The sequence below is a fragment of the Streptomyces sp. NBC_01335 genome (genome assembly GCF_035953295.1).
Taxonomy (GTDB): Bacteria; Actinomycetota; Actinomycetes; order Streptomycetales; family Streptomycetaceae; genus Streptomyces.
Genome location: NZ_CP108370.1, coordinates 1,198,884 through 1,217,553 on the forward strand (window position 1 = coordinate 1,198,884; position 18,670 = coordinate 1,217,553).

The window sequence follows — 18,670 nt, forward strand, 5'->3', positions numbered from 1 at the left end:
GGTTACTTGTTCCCCTCGGTACGGGCGGTGGTGGCGGGCTCGGAGCCGCCGAGCAGCAGGTAGAGCACGGCCATGCGGACGGAGACGCCGTTGGCGACCTGTTCGACGGCGGTGCAGCGGTCGGAGTCGGCGACCTCGGCGGTGATCTCCATGCCGCGGTTCATCGGGCCGGGGTGCATGACGATGCTGTGCTCGGGCATCTTCGCCATGCGGTCGCCGTTCAGACCGTAGCGGCGGGAGTACTCGCGCTCGGTGGGGAAGTACGCGGCGTTCATCCGCTCACGCTGCACACGCAGCATCATCACCGCGTCGGACTTCGGGAGCACCTCGTCCAGGCCGTAGCTGACGTCGCAGGGCCACTGCTCCACGCCGATCGGCAGCAGGGTGGGCGGGGCCACCAGGGTGACGTGGGCGCCGAGCGTGGTCAGCAGGTGGACGTTGGAGCGGGCCACCCGGCTGTGCAGGACGTCGCCGACGATGGTGATCCGGCGGCCTTCGAGGTCGCGGCCGAGGCCCTGGTCGGCGCCGACCAGCCGGCGGCGCATGGTGAAGGCGTCCAGCAGGGCCTGGGTGGGGTGCTCGTGGGTGCCGTCGCCCGCGTTGACGACCGCGCCGTCGATCCAGCCGGAGGTGGCGAGTCGGTACGGGGCGCCCGAGGCGTGGTGCCGGATGACGACGGCGTCGGCGCCCATCGCCTCCAGGGTCAGGGCGGTGTCCTTGAGGGATTCGCCCTTGGAGACGGACGAGCCCTTCGCGGAGAAGTTGATGACGTCGGCGGAGAGGCGCTTGGCGGCGGCCTCGAAGGAGATGCGGGTCCGCGTCGAGTCCTCGAAGAAGAGGTTGACGACGGTACGGCCGCGCAGGGTGGGGAGCTTCTTGATCGGCCGGTCGGCGACCCGGGCCATCTCCTCGGCGGTGTCGAGGATGAGGACGGCGTCGTCGCGGGTGAGGTCGGCGGCCGAGATGAGGTGGCGCTTCATCTGGGTGTTCTCCGGGGTGGTGGAGGTTTCGGGCATGCGGGCGTGCTGCGGCGGCCGTACGGACCGAGTGCCGGCTCGTACGGGGGCGCCGTTCGGGTAGCGGTAGCGGTGCTAGTGCCCGCCTGCCGGGGCGGTCCGCCGCGCTCCGAGCAGCACGGCGTCGCGGCCGTCCTCCTCGGCGAGCTGGACCGTGACCGTCTCCCGGTGCGACGTCGGGAGGTTCTTGCCGACGTAGTCGGCACGGATGGGGAGTTCGCGGTGGCCGCGGTCCACCAGGACCGCGAGCTGGACGGCGCGGGGGCGGCCGATGTCGCCGAGGGCGTCGAGGGCGGCGCGGATCGTGCGGCCGGAGAAGAGCACGTCGTCGACGAGGACGACGAGGCGTTCGTCGACGCCGTCACCGGGGATCTCGGTGCGTCCGAGGGCGCGCGCGGGGCGCATCCGCAGGTCGTCGCGGTGCATCGTGATGTCGAGGGATCCGACGGGCATCGCGCGGCCGGTGATCTCTTCGAGCTTCGCGGCGAGCCTGCGGGCGAGGAAGACGCCGCGGGTGGGGATGCCGAGGAGTACCACGTCGTCGGCGCCCTTGGCGCGTTCGACGATCTCGTGGGCGATCCGGGTCAGGGCCCGGGCGATGTCGGGGGCCTCCAGAACGGGCCGTGCCGCGTTGCCGGTGCCGTCGTGCTGTGCGTCCATTGAGAAACGGACCTCCTTCTCCGCCTCACGGGACGGACCTTAAAGGACGTCGGAATTACCGAAAACTACGTCGTCCACGGTACCAGGGCCGTTCCGGGACCCCCGACCCGGCCCCCCGCGGAGCCGCCCGGGACCTCCCGGCTTGACGCATCCAAGTAACGCTGCGTAACCTCACAGTGAGTCACCAGCCACGCGGCGGCGCCGCATCATGTTCGAGCGTCCGGGGAGCCTTATGTCCAGCGAATACGCAAAACAGCTCGGGGCCAAGCTCCGCGCCATCCGCACCCAGCAGGGCCTCTCCCTCCACGGCGTGGAGGAGAAGTCGCAGGGCCGTTGGAAGGCCGTCGTCGTCGGCTCGTACGAGCGCGGCGACCGTGCGGTGACCGTCCAGCGTCTTGCGGAGCTGGCGGACTTCTACGGCGTTCCCGTCCAGGAGCTGCTGCCGGGTACGACCCCCGGCGGCGCGGCCGAGCCGCCGCCGAAGCTCGTCCTGGACCTGGAGCGCCTCGCCCACGTCCCGCCGGAGAAGGCCGGACCGCTGCAGCGTTACGCCGCGACGATCCAGAGCCAGCGCGGCGACTACAACGGCAAGGTCCTCTCGATCCGCCAGGACGACCTGCGCACCCTCGCGGTCATCTACGACCAGTCGCCTTCCGTGCTGACGGAGCAGCTGATCAACTGGGGCGTGCTGGACGCGGACGCGCGCCGGGCCGTCACCCACGAAGAGGGCTGAGGCCCCCGGCGGGGCTCCGAGCCCCGCCCGTACGAACACCTTGGCCGTACGAACACCTTGGCCGTACGAACACCTTGGCCGTACGAACACCTTGTCGCCGGGCCGGCGGGGAGGGACCTGAGAGGGTCTCCCCCCGTCGGCCCGTCGTCGTATCCGGCTCCCCACGGCCCCACATGGCCCCACAACCCCTCATCCGCCCCGGAGGGCCGCCTCCAGGGCTCCCTGGGGGCGGCACCGGACATGCCGAAGGCCCGCGGTCGGGTCGGTCGACCGCGGGCCTTCGTCGGCTGAAGCTCAGCGCCTCGGAGCTACTGCTCGCGGCGCAGGTTCGGCTTGAGGTCCTTGAAACGGGCCAGCATGCCGTTCACGAAGGACGGGGAGTCGTCCGTGGAGAACTCCTTGGCGAGCTGGACCGCCTCGTCGATGACGACGGCGTCCGGCGTCTCGTCCATCCAGATCAGCTCGTACGCGCCGAGCCGGAGGATGCTGCGGTCGACGACCGGCATACGGTCGATCTCCCAGTCCACGGCGTACGTGACGATGAGGTCGTCGATCCGGTTCGCGTACCGCGCGTACCCCTCGACGAGTTCCATCGTGAATTCGCCGACCGGGGGCTGACGGTCGTCGGTCCGCGAGTGCCGGACCCAGTCCGCGAGGACCGTCTGCACGGACTCACCGCGCTGGTCGGCCTCGAAGAGGATCTGGAAGGCGCGCTTGCGGGCCTTGTTCCGGGCAGCCACGGTTAGCTGTTCACCCGGCCGAGGTAGTCGCCCGTACGGGTGTCGACCTTGATCTTCTCGCCGGTGGTGATGAAGAGCGGCACGCCGATCTCGTAACCGGTCTCCAGGGTGGCGGGCTTGGTGCCGCCGGTGGAGCGGTCGCCCTGGACGCCCGGGTCGGTGTGCTGGATGGTCAGCTCGACGGCGGCGGGCAGCTCCACGTAGAGCACCTCGCCCTCGTGCTGCGCGACCGAGGCGGTGAAGCCCTCGATGAGGAAGTTGGCGGCGTCGCCGACCGACTTGCGGTCGACCATCAGCTGGTCGTACGTGTCCATGTCCATGAAGACGAAGTACTCGCCGTCCATGTACGAGAACTGCATGTCCCGGCGGTCGATGGTGGCCGTTTCGACCTTCACGCCGGCGTTGAACGTCTTGTCGACGACCTTGCCGGAGAGCACGTTCTTGAGCTTGGTGCGCACGAAGGCCGGGCCCTTGCCGGGCTTGACGTGCTGGAACTCGACGACGGACCAGAGCTGGCCTCCGTCGAGCTTGAGCACCAGGCCGTTCTTGAGGTCGTTCGTGGAAGCCACGGTTGCGGAATCTCCTGGACTGAAAGCTGGTGGACGGCCAAGAACGCGCGCTAGAGCGCGAGCAGCTCCTTGGTCGTAATGGTGAGTAGCTCGGGTCCGCCGTCCGCCTCGGGGCGCACGACGAGCGTGTCATCGATCCGGACACCGCCCCGGCCCGGGAGGTGGACCCCCGGTCCGACGGTGACCGGCACGCAAGCGTCCAGTTTACCCATGGCTGTCGGTGCCAGCTGCGGGTCCTCGTCGATTTCGAGTCCCACCCCGTGCCCGGTGCGGGGCGAAAGCCCCTCGCCGTGCCCCGCGGAGTCCAGCGGATGACGGGCCGCGTGGTCCACTTCACGGTAGGTGGCGTCCGGCAGCAGGGCCTCCCGCCCACCGCGCTGAGCGGCGAAAACGAGGTCGTACAGCTCGATCTGCCACTCCGCCGGGGCGGTGCCGATGACGAAGGTGCGGGCGATCTCGCAGCGGTAGCCGCGGTAGCTCGCGCCGAGGCAGACGCTGAGGAAATCGCCTTCCTCGACCCTGCGGTCGGTGGGCCGGTGACGACCCTGGCCGGAGTTGGGCCCGGTGGCCACGGAGGTGGCGAAGGCGGGCCCCTCGGCGCCGTGGTCGACCAGCCGTCGCTCCAGCTCCAGGGCGAGATGGCGTTCGGTACGGCCGACGAGAATCGATTCGAGGAGCTCCCCCAGCGCCTGGTCGGTGATCTCCGCCGCGATGCGCAGACAGGCGATCTCCTCCTCGTCCTTGACCACCCGCAGCTGCTCCACGGTGGTCCCGAGGTCGCCGAGGCGCAGCCTGGGGGCGGCGGTGGCCATGGCCCGGTGGCGGGCCACGGTCAGGTCGTGCTCCTCCACGGCGAGGCGCTCCGTCCCGTGCTCGGCGGCCAGGGAGGCGGCGGCGATCGCCGCGTCCCCGCGCCCGCTCCCCAGCACCGAGACCCGCAGCGACTCGTCCGGGCGCCCGCGGGCCGGGTCGGCGGCCGGGGCGCGGGGGCAGAGCAGGACGTCCTCGCCGGCGCCGAGCAGCAGGACGGCGCCGGGAGGCACCCCGCCGGCGAGATAGCGGACGTTGGCGGGGCGGGAGACCAGGGCGGCGGCCGATCCGGCGGCGGCGCACCGGTCGCGGACCAGCCCGCGGCGGACGGCGTACACCTCTGACATGCCCCGAGCGTACGAGCGCATCCGCCACCCCGCCCGTCAGCGCTGTCCGACCGGGGAAGGCCGGACGGCTCGTCTACCAGGCGGGCGGGCTCGCCAGTGCGCGGGCGAGGACGTCGTCCAGCACGCGTGCCGTGGTCTCGACGTCGTACGTCGAGTTGTCGATGATCGGCAGCCCGGAGCCGTACCACCCGGCCATCCTGCCGTGGATGCGGGCGACCTCCTCGTCGGAGAGGCGGCGGTTTCCGGTGCGGGCGGCGTTGCGCTCCAGGACGACCTCCAGGCCGGGCAGGAGGACCACCGGGAGCAGGCCGGGGCCGACGTGGCGCTTCCAGCCGCCGAGGCCGATGACGGGCCGGTCGGGGAAGACGGCGTCGTCGAGGATGCAGGAGATGCCGTTGGCCAGGAAGTTGCGGGCGGCGAAGCCGCAGGTGCGGCGGGCCAGCCGGTACTGGGCCTCGGACTGGTCGTTCCAGCCGGCCTGCGGATCGGCGAACCCGGAGCGTACCCATTCGCGTACGTCGTCCAGCGAGACGTGGGCCGTGGGCACCCGGCGGCGGGCGGCCCAGAGCTTGGCGACGGTGGTCTTCCCGGCGCCCGCCGGGCCGATCAGGAGGACGGCGAGGGTGGCGGCGCCGGTGCCGGGTTCGACGGGCTGCGCGGGCAGCGGCACGAGGCCGCCCGGCGGCAGCCGGAAGTGGCCGGTGACCTCGCGGGAGGGGGGTGCGGGCTGCTGGTCGGGGCCGGGCGCCGCCCAGCCCTGGGCCAGGGGCACCGGGGGGGCGGGGGGTGCCGGGGGTATCGGGGGCGGCGTGCCGGGGCCGCCGGGGTGCGGGGCGTGGTGCGGGCCGCCGACGGGGCCGTGTCCGGGCCGGTGGGGAGGCGGCAACGGAGCCCCCACTGCGTGCTGCATCCGGTGCCACTCCGTCTCGTGCGGTCAACTGGCGCTGGTCGGACGGCTACCGTACCGCCCCGGGCGTTCACCGGGTGAACGGCCCGGGGCGGCGCCGAGTGCCCGCGAGGGGGCGGACCATGCCGGTCGCGGCACTGTGCCCGGACGCGGGCCCGGGGCGGACGGTGACGCCGGGTCAGTCCGTCAGCTCGTCGGCGAGCGCGCGCAGCGCGAGCCGGTAGGAGCCGATGCCGAATCCGGCGATGGTGCCGGTGGCGACCGGAGCGACCACGGAGGTGTGCCGGAACTCCTCACGCGCGTACGGGTTGGAGATGTGCACCTCGATGAGGGGCGCGGTGCGCTGGGAGATCGCGTCCCGCATTCCGTACGAGTAGTGGGTGAACGCGCCCGGGTTGAGGACGACCGGGACCGAGCCGTCCGCCGCCTCGTGGAGCCAGCGGATCAGCTCGCCCTCGTCGTTGGTCTCGCGGACCTCGACGTCGAAGCCGAGCTCCTTGCCGAGCGCCTGGCAGGTCTCGACGAGACCTGCGTAGGAGGTGGCCCCGTAGACGTCGGGCTCGCGGGAGCCCAGGCGGCCGAGGTTCGGGCCGTTCAGCACGTAGACGCTGCGGGTCACGCGGAGACCTCTCCGTAGGCGGCGAGCAGGACGGCCGGGTCCGGGCCCTCCAGGACGGTGGGCTTGCCGAGCGCGTCGAGCACGATGAAGCGCAGCAGGTCGCCGCGGGACTTCTTGTCGAGCTTCATGTTCTCCAGCAGGCGCGGCCACTGGTCACCGCGGTAGGTGAGCGGCAGGCCGACCGACGCGAGGACGGTGCGGTGCCGGTCGGCGGTGGCGTCGTCGAGCCGTCCGGCGAGCCGGCCCAGTTCGGCGGCGAAGACCAGGCCGATCGAGACGGCGGCGCCGTGGCGCCACTTGTAGCGCTCGTTCTTCTCGATCGCGTGGCCCAGCGTGTGGCCGTAGTTGAGGATCTCGCGGAGTCCGGACTCCTTGAGGTCGCTGGAGACGACCTCGGCCTTGACCCGGATGGAGCGCTCGATCAGCTCGGCGGTGTGCGGTCCGGCGGGCGTACGGGCGCCCTCGGGGTCACCCTCGACGAGGTCGAGGATCACCGGGTCGGCGATGAAGCCGGCCTTGATGATCTCGGCCATCCCGGAGACGTAGTCGTGCACCGGGAGCGAGTCGAGGGCCGCCAGGTCGCAGAGGACCCCGGCCGGCGGGTGGAAGGCGCCGACGAGGTTCTTGCCCTCGGCGGTGTTGATGCCCGTCTTGCCGCCGACCGCGGCGTCCACCATGCCGAGCACGGTGGTGGGGACGGCGATCCAGCGCACCCCGCGCAGCCAGCTCGCCGCGACGAAGCCGGCGACGTCGGTGGTGGCGCCGCCGCCGACACCGACGATGACGTCGCTGCGGGTGAAGCCGGTCTGGCCCAGCGCCTTCCAGCAGTAGGCCGCGACCTCGACGGTCTTGGCCTCCTCGGCGTTCGGCAGCTGGATCGCGATGGCCTCGTACCCCTGGGAGGCGAGGTCCTCGCGGACCGCCTCGCCGGTCTCGGCGAGCGCCTCCGGGTGCAGCACGGCGACGCGCTTGGCGCGGTCGCCGATGAGCTTCGGCAGCTCGCCGAGGAGCTGCCGGCCGACCAGTACCTCGTACGGGGCGCTGCCCTCGGTGCCGGCGACCTGGATGCGGGTGGGGGCCTGCTCGGTCATTGCTGTCTTCTCCCGGCCGGGCGTGGTGTCGCGTTCCGGCAGTTCCAGTGCGTCGACGATCTCGCGGGCGATCTCGTCGGGGGTGCGGTCGTCGGTGGCGACGGTCACCCGTGCCACCTCTTCGTACAGGTGGCGGCGGAGCTCCATCATCTCGCGCCACTGCCGGCGCGGGTTGACGGCCAGCAGCGGCCGCGCGGTGCCCAGGCCGACGCGCTTGACCGCCTCTTCCACGTCCATGGAGAGGTAGACGACGGCGTGGCCCGCCAGCACGGCGCGGGTGCCCTCGTCGAGCACCGCGCCGCCGCCGAGCGCGAGGACACCGGTGTGCCCGGCCACGGCCTCGCGCACGGCGTGGCGCTCCAGCTCGCGGAAGCGCTCCTCGCCCTCGTCGAAGAAGATCTCCGAGATGGGCTTGCCCGCGGTCGCCACCACATCGGCGTCGGTGTCGCGGTACGGGGCTCCGAGCCGCTCGGAGAGCAGCTCACCGATCGTGGACTTGCCGACCCCCATGGGGCCGACGAGGACGACCAGCGGCCCGCTCATCGGATCTGGAGGTTGTCGAGGTAACCCCGCACGTTCCGGCGCGTCTCGGCGACGCTGTCCCCGCCGAACTTCTCCGCGACGGCGTCGGCGAGCACCAGGGCGACCATGGCCTCGGCGACAATGCCGGCGGCGGGCACGGCACAGACGTCGGAACGCTGGTGGTGGGCCTTGGCGGGCTCGCCGGTCAGCACGTCGAAGGTGGCCAGTGCACGCGGCACGGTCGCGATCGGCTTCATCGCGGCGCGGACCCGCAGAAGTTCACCGGTGGTCAGACCGCCCTCGGTGCCGCCGGCACGCCCGGAGGCGCGCTTGATGCCGTCCTCGGTGACGAGGATCTCGTCGTGGGCCTTGGAGCCGGGCACCCGGGCCAGGTCGAAGCCGTCGCCGACCTCCACGCCCTTGATCGCCTGGATGCCCATGAGGGCGGAGGCGAGCCGGGCGTCGAGGCGACGGTCCCAGTGCACGTGCGAGCCGAGTCCGACCGGCACGCCGTAGGCCAGCACCTCGACGACGCCGCCGAGGGTGTCGCCGTCCTTGTGGGCCTGGTCGATCTCGGCGACCATCGCCTTCGACGCGTCGGCGTCGAGGCAGCGGACCGGGTCGGCGTCGAGCGCCGGCACGTCGGCCGGGGTCGGAAGCACGCCGTACGGCGCCTTGGCGGCGGCCAGTTCGACGACGTGGCTGACGATCTCGATGCCCGCGGTCTCCTTGAGGTAGGAGCGGGCGACGGCGCCGAGCGCCACGCGGGCGGCGGTCTCCCGGGCGCTGGCGCGCTCCAGGATCGGCCGGGCCTCGTCGAATCCGTACTTCTGCATGCCCGCCAGGTCGGCGTGGCCGGGCCGGGGGCGCGTCAGCGGGGCGTTGCGGGCCAGTGCGGCCAGCTCCTCCTCGGGGACCGGGTCGGCGGACATGACCTGCTCCCACTTGGGCCACTCGGTGTTGCCGACCATGACGGCGACCGGGGACCCCATGGTGAGGCCGTGGCGTACGCCGCCGAGGAAGGTGACCTCGTCCTGCTCGAACTTCATCCGGGCACCGCGTCCGTAGCCGAGGCGGCGCCGGGCGAGGGCGTCGGCCACCATCTCCGTGGTGACCGGGACGCCGGCGGGAAGACCCTCCAGCGTCGCCACGAGTGCGGGGCCGTGCGACTCCCCTGCGGTCAGCCAGCGCAACCTGCTCAACGGTGCTCCTCGATGCTCGCGCGCAAAAACTGCAACGGCACGGCCGGGTGCGCGGCCCTGGCCCGCCGCCCCCGATCCTCCCACGACCTGAGGGGAGGACCGGCCCCCGGTCCAGCAGACGGACGCTTCGTGTGCGTCCGTGTACGTCTCCGGGGCGGCTTCCGGGCCCGGCGAGGAGTCCGCGGCGGTGCTCAGCGCGCCGCCAGCGCGGCCTCTCCCGCCGCCCGCATGGCGGCCAGCGGCGCCGGGGAGCGGCCCGTCATCTGCTCGACCTGGAGGACCGCCTGGTGCACCAGCAGGTCGAGACCGCCGACCACGGCCCCGCCCCGGTCCGCCCAGGCGGCGGCGAGGGCGGTGGGCCAGGGCTCGTACAGCACGTCGAAGAGGGTGCCGGGAGTGTCCGGTACGGCGGCGGCGAGGGTGTCCGTGGTGCCGGCCGGGGTGGTCGCGACGACGAGCGGGGCGGCGAAGGCCTGGGCGGCCTCGGCCCAGTCGGCGACGACGACGTCCACGCCGAGGCGTTCGCCCCAGCCGCGCATCTCGTCGGCGCGTGCGCGGCTGCGTACGTAGGTGGTGACCGGTCCCGTGCAGATCTGGGAGAGCGCGGCGAGCGCGGAGGAGGCAGTGGCGCCCGCGCCGAGGACGGCGGCGGACTCGGTCTTCTTCACGCCGCGTTCGCGCAGGGCCGCGACCATGCCGGGGATGTCGGTGTTGTCCCCGAGGCGTCGGCCGTCCTCGGTGAGGACGACGGTGTTGACCGCTTCGACCGAGGCCGCGGCCTCGCTGACGGTGTCCAGCAGCGGGATGACGGCCCGCTTGAGCGGCATGGTCAGCGACAGCCCCGCCCAGCCGGCGTCCAGCTTCTCCACGAAGTCGGTGAGCCCCGCCTCGTCCACGTCGAAGCGGTCGTACGACCAGTGGTCGAGGCCGAGTTCGGCGTACGCGGCCCGGTGCAGGGCCGGGGAGAGCGAGTGGGCGATCGGGGAGCCGAGGACCGCGGCGCGGCGGGGCTGGGGGATCACTGGTTCTTCTTCCGTTCTTCCTCGTATTCAGCCCTGTTGCGGTTCTGCTCCTCGTTGGTCTCCGCGAAGAGCGTGGTGTCCTCGTTGATCGACACGAAGTAGTACCAGGGGCCGGGAGTCGGGTTCATCGCCGAGTGCAGGGCATCGGCTCCGGGGTTGCTGATGGGGCCAAGCGGGAGGCCCTTGACGTAGTACGTGTTGTACGGGTCCTTGATCTTCCGGAGCTCGTCCACCCCGCCGACGTCGAGGGTGCTCTTGCCGGCGACGTAGTTGACCGTGGAGTCGAACTCCAGCCGGCCGACCGTCTCGCTGTTGTCGGGCTCCAGCCGGTTGTAGACGACGCGTGCCACCTTGTCGAAGTCGTGCTTGTACTTGCCTTCCTTCTGGACGAGGCTGGCGACGGTGATCAGTTGCAGCGGGCTCTTGAGGCCGAGCTTCTTGGCGGAGCCGGCGAGGTCAACCTTGCTGTACTCCTCGTCGGCGCGCTCGACCATCCGCTTCAGGGCGTCCTCGGGCTTGGAGCCCTTGGCGACCGGATAGGCCGCCGGGTAGAGGAAGCCCTCCAGCGGGTCCTTGATGTCCGGGTCGTCGTCCGCCCACTCCGGCAGCCCGAGGTTCTTGTACTGCGCCTGGGCGACCTTCTGGGTGGTGCCCTCCTTGAGCTCCAGCCGCTTGTCGATCATCGCGTAGATCGCGGTGTTCCGGGTGCCCTCGGGGATCACCATGGTGTTCTGGCTCTTCGGGTCGAGCATCATCTTGACCGCGTTGGCCGCCGACATCTGCTTGTTGAGGAGGTAGACGCCCGCCTGGATCGAGTTGCCCTTGGGGTTCGAGTTCTGGGCGGAGACGAAGGCGTCGACGGACTTGATGACGCCCTGCTTCTTCAGCTTGTTGGCGATGTCGTAGCCGAGCGCGTTCTTGGGGATCTCGACCTGGACCTGCGGGCCGGTGCCCATCCCCTCGTAGTCCTCGGGGGCGCCGAACTGCTGCTTCCAGTAGGAGTATCCGAAGTAGGACACCCCGCCGAGGCCGCCGACGAGGACCAGCGACACGACGAGGCAGGCGCAGCCGTTGCGGCTCTTCTTCTTGCCCTTGGTACGGCCGCCGCGCCGGCCGGAGCGCGGGTCGTCGTCGTACTCGGAGTCCGCGCCGTCCTCCGGATCGGAGTCCCGGTCCGCCTCGTCGGAGGCGTTCTTGCCGCGGCCACCGCGGCCGCGCCGCTCTTCCGGTGTGTCTGCGCCGGTGAAGAAGGGGTGCGTCTCCTCCACCGGCTCGTCCGGGTCCCAGTCCGTCTGCGGTTGGGGCTCGGGTTCCGGTGCCGTGCGGCGGCCCGGCGGCTGCGGCGGCGGGAAGGCATCCGCGGTGGCGTACTGGTCGCCGGGGCCGCCGTAGCTCTCCGCCGGGTAGCCGTACGGGTCGTGGGGCTGGGCCCCGTACGGCATGGCGGGCTGCTGACCGGTGTCCCAGCCCTGGCCCTGGTCGTAGCCGGGCTGCTGGGGGTCGTACGGCTGCTGAGGGTCGTACGACTGCTGCTGCCCGTACGGCTGCTGCTGTTGTTCGTAGGGCTGCTGCTGCCCGTAGCCGCCCTGGGGCTGCTGTTGCTGCTGGTACGGCTGCTGCTGTTGGTGCTGCTGATGCCCGTAGGGGTCCTGGGGATTGCCGTAACCCTGCTGCGGGTATGCCTGCTGCTGGGCGTACGGGTCCTGGGGGTTGCCGTAGCCCTGCTGGTGCTGGGCGTACGGATCCTGGGGGTACTGCTGCTGATGCTGCGGGGCGTAGGGGTCCTGCGGATGACCGCCGTAGGAGTTCTGGCCCTGTGACGCTTCCTGGGCCGCCCAGCCCGGGTCCCCCTGGAGGGGATCCTCGGGATGCCACGGTTCGGGGCCTGCGCCCCGGCCATACTCAGTCATCGATCCCCTTGAGCCGCGAGACGCGCTTTCCGTCTCTTCGCTTCGCCGTGCGGGCTTTCGAACACCGCAGCATCGCGCGGAACGTTACCGTATCGCGATCACAGCACCACTTCGACGCCCTCGCCCGGTGCATGCCCTGACGCCCGTTCGGACTCCAGCGCATTCTGCAGGATCACCACGGCGGCGGCCTGGTCGATGACGGAACGCCCCTTCTTGGACCGCACGCCCGAAGCGCGCAGCCCCTGGCTCGCCGTCACCGTGCTCATCCGCTCGTCCACCAGCCGCACCGGCAGCGGGTGCACCGAGCGGGCGAACACCTGGGCGAACGCACGGATCTTGGCCGCGGCGGGACCCTCCCCGCCGCCCAGGGACCGGGGGAGGCCGATGATGACCTCGATCGGCTCGTACTCCTCGACGATCTGGCCGAGCCGCCGGTGGGCGGCCGGGACGTCACGTCCCGGCACGGTCTCCACCGGCGTCGCCAGGATGCCGTCGGGGTCGCACGAGGCGACCCCGATCCGGGCGTCCCCGACGTCGATCGCGAGCCTGCGTCCGCGACGCATCGGGGCACTCTCCTCGGTCATGCGGTCTCGGTGACCAGGCGCTCGACCGCGGCGACGGCGTCGCCGATGGCCTCGGGGTTCTGGCCGCCGCCCTGGGCGACGTCCGGCTTGCCGCCGCCACCGCCGCCGAGGGTCTTGGCGGCCGCGCGCACCAGGTCGCCGGCCTTGAGGCCCCGCTCGCGGGCGGCCTCGTTGGTGGCGATGACCGTCAGCGGGCGGCCGCCCGCGGTGGTGAAGAGGGCCACCACGGCGGCCCGGCCGCCCTGGATGCGACCGCGCACGTCGAGCACCAGCTTGCGCAGGTCGTCGGCGGAGGTGCCGTCCGGCACCTGGCCGGTGACCAGGGCGACCCCGCGTACGTCCTTGGCGGACTCGACCAGCCCGGCGGCGGCCTGGAGGACCTTCTCCGCGCGGAACTTCTCGATCTCCTTCTCGGCGTCCTTCAACTTGCCGAGCATGGAGGAGATCTTCTCCGGCAGCTCCTCGGAACGGCCCTTGACCAGCTCCTGGAGCTGGGCGACGACCGTGTGCTCCTTGGCGAGGAAGTTGTACGCGTCCACGCCCACCAGGGCCTCGATGCGGCGCACCCCGGAACCGATGGAGGACTCGCCGAGCAGCTTCACCAGACCCAGCTGGGCGGTGTTGTGGACGTGCGTGCCGCCGCACAGCTCCTTGGAGAAGTCGCCGATGGTGACGACCCGGACCCGCTCGCCGTACTTCTCGCCGAACTCGGCGATGGCGCCCTGCTTCTTGGCCTCGTCGATGGACATGACCTCGGCCTGGACGTCGAGCTCCCGGGAGAGGACCTCGTTGATCTTCTGCTCGACGTCGACGAGGACCGTGCCGGGAACGGCGGCGGGCGAGCCGAAGTCGAAGCGGAAGCGGCCCGGGGAGTTCTCCGAACCGGCCTGGGCGGCCGTCGGGCCGAGGGCGTCGCGCAGCGCCTGGTGGGTGAGGTGGGTGGCGGAGTGGGCGCGGGCGATGGCCCGGCGGCGCGTCACGTCGATCGTGGCGTACGCGGACGAGCCCACGGTCACCTCGCCGACCTGGACGACACCCTTGTGCACGCTGACACCGGGGACCGGCTTCTGGACGTCGCGGACCTCCACGACGGCACCGCTGTCGAGGCGGATGCGGCCGGTGTCGGCGAGCTGGCCGCCGCCCTCGGCGTAGAAGGGGGTGCGGTCGAGGACGACCTCCACCTCGTCGCCCTCGGTGGCGGCGGGCGAGGGCACACCGTTGACGAGGAGGCCGACGACGGTCGACTCGCCCATGGTGGTGGTGTAGCCCGTGAACTCCGTGGCGCCGGCGGCGTCGGCGACCTCGCGGTAGGCGGAGAGGTCGGCGTGGCCGGTCTTCTTGGCGCGGGCGTCGGCCTTGGCCTTGTCGCGCTGCTCCTGCATGAGGCGGCGGAAGCCGTCCTCGTCGACGGCCAGGCCCTGCTCGGCGGCCATCTCCAGGGTCAGGTCGATCGGGAAGCCCCAGGTGTCGTGGAGCAGGAACGCCTTGTCGCCGGCGAGGACCTGGCCGCCCGCGGCCTTGGTCTCGGTGACGGCGGTCTCCAGGATGTTGGTGCCGCCCTTGAGGGCCTTCAGGAAGGCGGTCTCCTCGGCGAGCGCGACCGTCTCGATGCGCTTGCGGTCGGTCAGGAGCTCCGGGTACTGCTGCCCCATCGTGTCGATGACGACGTCGATCAGGTCCTGCACGACGGCACCGGAGGCGCCCATGAGGCGCATGTTGCGGATGGCGCGGCGCATGATGCGGCGCAGCACGTAGCCGCGGCCCTCGTTGCCCGGGGTGACGCCGTCACCGATGAGCATGACGGAGGTGCGCATGTGGTCGGCGACCACGCGCATGGAGACGTCCGTGGTGTGCGCGGCGCCGTAGCGGACGCCGGTGAGCTCGGTGGCCTTGTCCATGACGACGCGCAGGGTGTCGGTCTCGTACATGTTCTGCACGCCCTGCAGGATCATCGCGAGGCGTTCGAGGCCGAGACCGGTGTCGATGTTCTTGGACGGCAGGTCCCCGAGGATCGGGAAGTCCTCCTTGCCGTCGCCGGCGCCGCGCTCGAACTGCATGAAGACCAGGTTCCAGATCTCCACGTAGCGCTCGTCGTTGACGGCCGGGCCGCCCTCGACGCCGAACTCGGGGCCGCGGTCGTAGTTGATCTCGGAGCAGGGTCCGCAGGGGCCGGGGACGCCCATGGACCAGAAGTTGTCCTTCTTGCCGAGCCGCTGGATGCGCTCGGAGGGCACGCCGATCACGTCGCGCCAGATCGTCTCGGCCTCGTCGTCGTCGAGGTAGACGGTGATCCAGAGCTTCTCCGGCTCCAGGCCGTAGCCGCCGTCCGCCACGGAGCTGGTGAGCAGCTCCCAGGCGTGCTTGATGGCGCCTTCCTTGAAGTAGTCGCCGAAGGAGAAGTTGCCGCACATCTGGAAGAACGTGCCGTGGCGGGTGGTCTTGCCGACCTCTTCGATGTCCGGGGTACGGACGCACTTCTGCACGCTGGTGGCGCGGGGGGCGGGCGGCTTGGCCTCACCGAGGAAGTACGGCTTGAAGGGCACCATGCCCGCGTTGACCAGCAGCAGAGTCGGGTCGTCCGCGATGAGCGACGCCGAAGGGACGACGGTGTGGCCGCGCTCCTCGAAGTAGCTCAGCCAGCGACGGCGAATTTCGGCCGACTCCATCAGTGGTCCTCATTCCGGTTGTTCGAGTTGTAGGGGAGGGTGCGGTACAGGGGTGCCTCGTCCGCGCGGGGCGCGGGCGAGGCCGCTCCGACGGCGCGGTGACGCCGGACGGGAAGCTCCGGGTCGACCGGTGCGTCCAGGCCCAGCGCTCCGCCGAGTTCGGCCTCGCGCCGGACCATGCCCTCGCGTACGTCGAGGGCGAAGTCCTTGAGCCGGTGGCCGGTCTCGATCGCCTTCTCCGCGGCCTGCGCCGCGAGGCTCTCGGGGCTGAGCTGCTTGATCTTGCGGTTCACCTTGGTGGTGGCCCATACGCCGGCGGCCGCGCCGGCGGTGAACCACAAGGTTCGGCGGAACATCGCTGGTTTCAGTCCTTCTGTCCGCGGGAGCTGCGCCCGCTCCGCTTCTTGCGGGCGGACGGCACGGTTCGTCCGACGACCACGGTACGGCGGGCGGCCGCGCTCTCACGCGCGGGCTCCGCCGCGGTCCGGCGGCCGAGGGCCTGGCGGACGCCGTAGCCGAAGGCCGCGACCTTCACCAGGGGGCCGCCGAAGGTCGACGCGACGGTGGTGGAGAGGGCGGAGGCGTTGGAGGTGACCTCCTGGACGTCCGACGCGATGGCGTCGACCTTGTCCAGCTGGGTCTGTGCGGAGCGGACGGTCGCGGAGGCGTCGGCGAGCAGCGGCATGGCCTGTTCGGTCACGTCCGCCACGAGCTTGGTGGTCGCCCTGAGCGTCTGGGCGAGCCTCACCAGCACCACGGCGAGGAACGAGACCAGGATCGCCCAGAAGACGGCCACCAGGATCCCGGCCACCTCTCCACCGGTCACTGTGCACCGCTCCCTGCTTGTCGCTCGCCCCGGCCGGCGGGGCCTGTCACCGCTCGGACCGGCCGCGGCGCCCGGGCGCGAACCCGCCACCCGGCCAGTCGTCGTTCCCACGAGCCTATCGCGCCGGGCGTCACGCCCCGTACCGCATTACCGGTGGCCGGGGCGGGGTTCCGCGGAGAAGTTTGTACGCAGCGCTTCCGAGCCAGTACTCTGCGTGTTTCATGCGACGCCTTCAGGGCCGGTCCCCCGAACCCGACGATCAGGGCTCCGGGCACTCCCCCCGCCGCGGTGGGCTGCCCGCGGAGCTGAACCCCTTCGTCGGACGCCACGACGATCTCGCCGCACTCGGCACCCTGCTGGAGGAATCCCGGTTGGTCACCGTGGTCGGCGTGGCCGGCGTCGGGAAGACCCGCTGCGCGGTGCGCGTCGCCTCACTCGTGGAGAAACGGTACTGCCATGGTGTGGGGGTCGCCGAGCTCTCCGGCCTGGGCGACCCCGACCTGCTGGAGCACGCGGTGGTCGACGCGCTGGGGCTGACCGACCACACCCTCAGGCCGCCCCGGAAGATCCTGCTCGACCATCTCGCCGACCGTGAGGTGCTGCTGGTCCTGGACGGGTACGAGCAGCACGTCGGAGCCTGCGCCGACCTGGTCCAGGCGCTGCTGCGCCGGGCGCCGCGCCTGCGGGTGCTGGCCGCGGGCCGCCTCCCGCTGCGGGTGGACGGCGAGGTGCTCCACCCGCTCGCGCCGATGGGCGACGAGGACGCGCTGGAGCTGTTCGCCGCCCGCGCGCAGGCCCTCCGGCCCGGCTTCGCGCTCACCGGGGCGGCCCGGGAGACCGTACGGGAGCTGTGCCGGCGCCTCGACGGGATTCCGCTCGCCCTGGAGCTCGCCGCCGGGCGGATGCGGGCGCTCGCGCCGGAGCAGATCCTCCAGCGGCTGGACGACCGGTTCCGCCTGCTGACGGGCGGCAGCCGGAGCGCCCCGCCGCGCCACCAGACCCTGCGGACGGCGATCGGCTGGAGCCACGAGCTGTGCGCGCCCGGGGAGCGGCTGCTCTGGGCGCGGCTCTCGGTCTTCGCCGGGCAGTTCGACCTGGAGGCCGCGGAGTACATCTGCGGCGGCCCGGACCTGCCGGCGGACACCGTGCTGGACGTGCTGGACGCGCTCCTCGCCCAGTCGGTGGTGGTGCGCGAGGACTCCCCCGCCGGCACCCGCTACCGGCTGCTGGACACGATCCGCGAGTACGGGGCGCAGTGGCTGTCGGCCGCCGGGGACGCGGAACGCCTGCGGCGGCGGCACCGGGACTGGTTCCTCGGGCTCGCGACCTGGTGCGAGCTGGACTGGTTCTCGCCCCGGCAGGAGGTGGTGGCGGCCCGTATCGCGTGCGAACTCCCCAACCTGCGCAGGGCGATGGAGTGCTCACTGGAGTCGTCGGAGGAGGTCCACCTCGCGCAGTACCTGGCGGGGACCCTCTGGTACTTCTGGGTCGGCTGCGGGCGGCTGGCCGAGGGCCGGTTCTGGCTGGAGCACGTGCTCGACGAGGAGGCCGGCCACGATCCGTCGCGGCTGAAGGCGCAGTGGGTGCTCGGGTACGTGGCCGTGCTCCAGGGCGACGCGATCGGCGCGATCTCCGCGCTCCAGGCGTGCCGGGACGGGGCGGAGCAGTCCGGGGACGAGGCGGCGGCCGCGTACGCGGTGCACCGGACGGGCTGCCTGGCCCTGGTCACCGACGACCTGGCGCGCGCGGAGGAGTTGCTTCGGGACGCGCTGGCGCGCTACCGGGACGTGGGCGAGCTCAACAGCAACGTCCTGATGGCCCAGGTGGAGCTGGGCATGGCGCGGCTGTTCCAGGGGGACCTGGAGGACGCCGCCGCCAACTGCCGCGAGGTGGCGGAGATCTGCGAGGACCACGGGGAGCGGTGGGTCCGCGCGTACGCGCTGTACCTCCTGGCCTTCGTGGCGCTGCGGCAGGACCGCCGCGAACAGTGCCGGCAGATGGTCCTGGAGGCGCTGGCCACCGGTCACCGGTTCCACGATCTGCTGGGCGGCGCCATCTGCCTGGAGCTGCTGGCGCTGCTGACCGTCGTGGAGGGCGACGCGACGGAGGCCGCCGTGCTCCAGGGGGCCGCGTCGTCGATCTGGCCGTCCGTCGGGGTGCCGGTCTTCGACTCGGCCCACTACGGCACTCCACGCGCGGAGTGCGCCGGGCGGGCCCGCCGGGCGCTGGGGGACGCCGCCTACGACGCCGCCGTGCGGGCGGGGGCGCTGCTGGACTTCGACACCGCGGTCCGGCGCGCGCTGGCCGGCGGGCACCCGGGTCCCGCGGAGGGTTTCCCGCCGTCGGAGGGCTGCCCTCCGGCGAAGGTCCCGGCGCCCGGGGAAACGCGAAGGCCCGCCGCCTCCCGGATGACCGAGAGGGGCGGGCCCGAGCTCTGATGCGAGCG

At 72.0% G+C, this 18,670-nt stretch carries 17 protein-coding genes; 2 read left to right on the forward strand and 15 right to left on the reverse strand.

All coding sequences use genetic code 11. The annotated features are described in order from the left end of the window. Positions 1-2: 2 nt before the first annotated feature. Positions 3-980, reverse strand: coding sequence for an aspartate carbamoyltransferase catalytic subunit (locus tag OG599_RS04800; RefSeq protein WP_266702306.1), 978 nt, complete (start codon positions 978-980; stop codon positions 3-5). Between the two features lie 111 nt (positions 981-1,091). Beyond that, the gene (gene pyrR, locus OG599_RS04805; protein ID WP_327174690.1) at positions 1,092-1,676 is read right to left on the reverse strand and encodes a bifunctional pyr operon transcriptional regulator/uracil phosphoribosyltransferase PyrR; all 585 of its coding nucleotides are present in this window, start codon (positions 1,674-1,676) and stop codon (positions 1,092-1,094) included. Positions 1,677-1,908: 232 nt separating this feature from the next. Between pyrR and bldD the strand changes: the two genes are divergently transcribed. After that, entirely contained in the window at positions 1,909-2,409 is a 501-nt protein-coding gene (gene bldD, locus OG599_RS04810) for a transcriptional regulator BldD (RefSeq protein ID WP_327174691.1), read from the forward strand. Positions 2,410-2,717: 308 nt separating this feature from the next. Here the strand turns inward: bldD and nusB are convergent, their stop codons facing one another. The 13 genes from nusB to OG599_RS04875 form a co-directional block, all read right to left on the reverse strand. Beyond that, complete coding sequence (gene nusB / locus OG599_RS04815) at positions 2,718-3,149, reverse strand: transcription antitermination factor NusB (RefSeq protein WP_327174692.1); 432 nt, start codon at positions 3,147-3,149, stop codon at positions 2,718-2,720. A gap of 2 nt (positions 3,150-3,151) precedes the next feature. Continuing rightward, the gene (gene efp, locus OG599_RS04820; RefSeq protein ID WP_299540949.1) at positions 3,152-3,718 is read right to left on the reverse strand and encodes an elongation factor P; all 567 of its coding nucleotides are present in this window, start codon (positions 3,716-3,718) and stop codon (positions 3,152-3,154) included. 50 nt (positions 3,719-3,768) lie between these two features. After that, positions 3,769-4,875: a M24 family metallopeptidase gene (locus OG599_RS04825; RefSeq protein ID WP_327174693.1), complete on the reverse strand. Its 1,107-nt coding sequence runs from the start codon at positions 4,873-4,875 to the stop codon at positions 3,769-3,771. A 73-nt stretch (positions 4,876-4,948) separates the two neighbouring features. After that, positions 4,949-5,785 (reverse strand): Pro-rich N-terminal domain-containing protein, encoded by an 837-nt coding sequence (locus OG599_RS04830; protein WP_327174694.1) that lies wholly within the window; start codon positions 5,783-5,785, stop codon positions 4,949-4,951. A 175-nt stretch (positions 5,786-5,960) separates the two neighbouring features. Continuing rightward, positions 5,961-6,401 carry a type II 3-dehydroquinate dehydratase gene (gene aroQ, locus OG599_RS04835; RefSeq protein ID WP_327174695.1) on the reverse strand — a complete coding sequence of 147 codons (441 nt, stop codon included), beginning with the start codon at positions 6,399-6,401 and terminating at the stop codon, positions 5,961-5,963. Further along, entirely contained in the window at positions 6,398-8,035 is a 1,638-nt protein-coding gene (gene aroB / locus OG599_RS04840; protein ID WP_327174696.1) for a 3-dehydroquinate synthase, read from the reverse strand. The genes aroQ and aroB overlap by 4 nt, the downstream gene beginning before the upstream one ends. Then, entirely contained in the window at positions 8,032-9,216 is a 1,185-nt protein-coding gene (gene aroC, locus OG599_RS04845) for a chorismate synthase (protein ID WP_327174697.1), read from the reverse strand. The genes aroB and aroC overlap by 4 nt, the downstream gene beginning before the upstream one ends. Before the next feature lie 191 nt (positions 9,217-9,407). Then, the gene (locus tag OG599_RS04850; protein ID WP_327179922.1) at positions 9,408-10,235 is read right to left on the reverse strand and encodes a shikimate dehydrogenase; all 828 of its coding nucleotides are present in this window, start codon (positions 10,233-10,235) and stop codon (positions 9,408-9,410) included. Continuing rightward, positions 10,235-12,148: an endolytic transglycosylase MltG gene (mltG, locus tag OG599_RS04855; protein WP_327174698.1), complete on the reverse strand. Its 1,914-nt coding sequence runs from the start codon at positions 12,146-12,148 to the stop codon at positions 10,235-10,237. Before mltG ends, OG599_RS04850 begins: the two co-directional genes overlap by 1 nt. Before the next feature lie 98 nt (positions 12,149-12,246). Continuing rightward, positions 12,247-12,711, reverse strand: coding sequence for a Holliday junction resolvase RuvX (ruvX, locus tag OG599_RS04860; protein WP_327179923.1), 465 nt, complete (start codon positions 12,709-12,711; stop codon positions 12,247-12,249). 17 nt (positions 12,712-12,728) lie between these two features. Then, entirely contained in the window at positions 12,729-15,398 is a 2,670-nt protein-coding gene (gene alaS / locus OG599_RS04865) for an alanine--tRNA ligase (RefSeq protein WP_327174699.1), read from the reverse strand. After that, a complete protein-coding gene (locus tag OG599_RS04870) occupies positions 15,398-15,754 on the reverse strand; it encodes a DUF6167 family protein (RefSeq protein WP_327174700.1) in 357 nt (118 codons plus the stop codon). The genes alaS and OG599_RS04870 overlap by 1 nt, the downstream gene beginning before the upstream one ends. An 8-nt stretch (positions 15,755-15,762) precedes the next feature. After that, on the reverse strand, positions 15,763-16,209 hold the full coding sequence (locus tag OG599_RS04875; protein ID WP_327179924.1) for a DUF948 domain-containing protein: 447 nt from the start codon (positions 16,207-16,209) through the stop codon (positions 15,763-15,765). 236 nt (positions 16,210-16,445) lie between these two features. Here OG599_RS04875 and OG599_RS04880 point away from each other — a divergent pair, with 236 nt between their 5' ends. Continuing rightward, positions 16,446-18,662: an ATP-binding protein gene (locus tag OG599_RS04880; RefSeq protein ID WP_327174701.1), complete on the forward strand. Its 2,217-nt coding sequence runs from the start codon at positions 16,446-16,448 to the stop codon at positions 18,660-18,662. The last annotated feature ends 8 nt before the right edge of the window (positions 18,663-18,670 follow it).

Coding starts and splice junctions, on each gene's coding strand:
- mltG (WP_327174698.1), bottom strand. CDS start 12,148: ATGACTGAGTATGGCCGGGGCGCAGGCCCCGAACCGTGGCATCCCGAG.
- alaS (WP_327174699.1), bottom strand. CDS start 15,398: ATGGAGTCGGCCGAAATTCGCCGTCGCTGGCTGAGCTACTTCGAGGAG.
- ruvX (WP_327179923.1), bottom strand. CDS start 12,711: ATGCGTCGCGGACGCAGGCTCGCGATCGACGTCGGGGACGCCCGGATC.
- pyrR (WP_327174690.1), bottom strand. CDS start 1,676: ATGGACGCACAGCACGACGGCACCGGCAACGCGGCACGGCCCGTTCTG.
- OG599_RS04870 (WP_327174700.1), bottom strand. CDS start 15,754: ATGTTCCGCCGAACCTTGTGGTTCACCGCCGGCGCGGCCGCCGGCGTA.
- aroB (WP_327174696.1), bottom strand. CDS start 8,035: ATGAGCGGGCCGCTGGTCGTCCTCGTCGGCCCCATGGGGGTCGGCAAG.
- OG599_RS04825 (WP_327174693.1), bottom strand. CDS start 4,875: ATGTCAGAGGTGTACGCCGTCCGCCGCGGGCTGGTCCGCGACCGGTGC.
- OG599_RS04880 (WP_327174701.1), top strand. CDS start 16,446: ATGCGACGCCTTCAGGGCCGGTCCCCCGAACCCGACGATCAGGGCTCC.
- bldD (WP_327174691.1), top strand. CDS start 1,909: ATGTCCAGCGAATACGCAAAACAGCTCGGGGCCAAGCTCCGCGCCATC.
- OG599_RS04800 (WP_266702306.1), bottom strand. CDS start 980: ATGAAGCGCCACCTCATCTCGGCCGCCGACCTCACCCGCGACGACGCC.
- OG599_RS04830 (WP_327174694.1), bottom strand. CDS start 5,785: ATGCAGCACGCAGTGGGGGCTCCGTTGCCGCCTCCCCACCGGCCCGGA.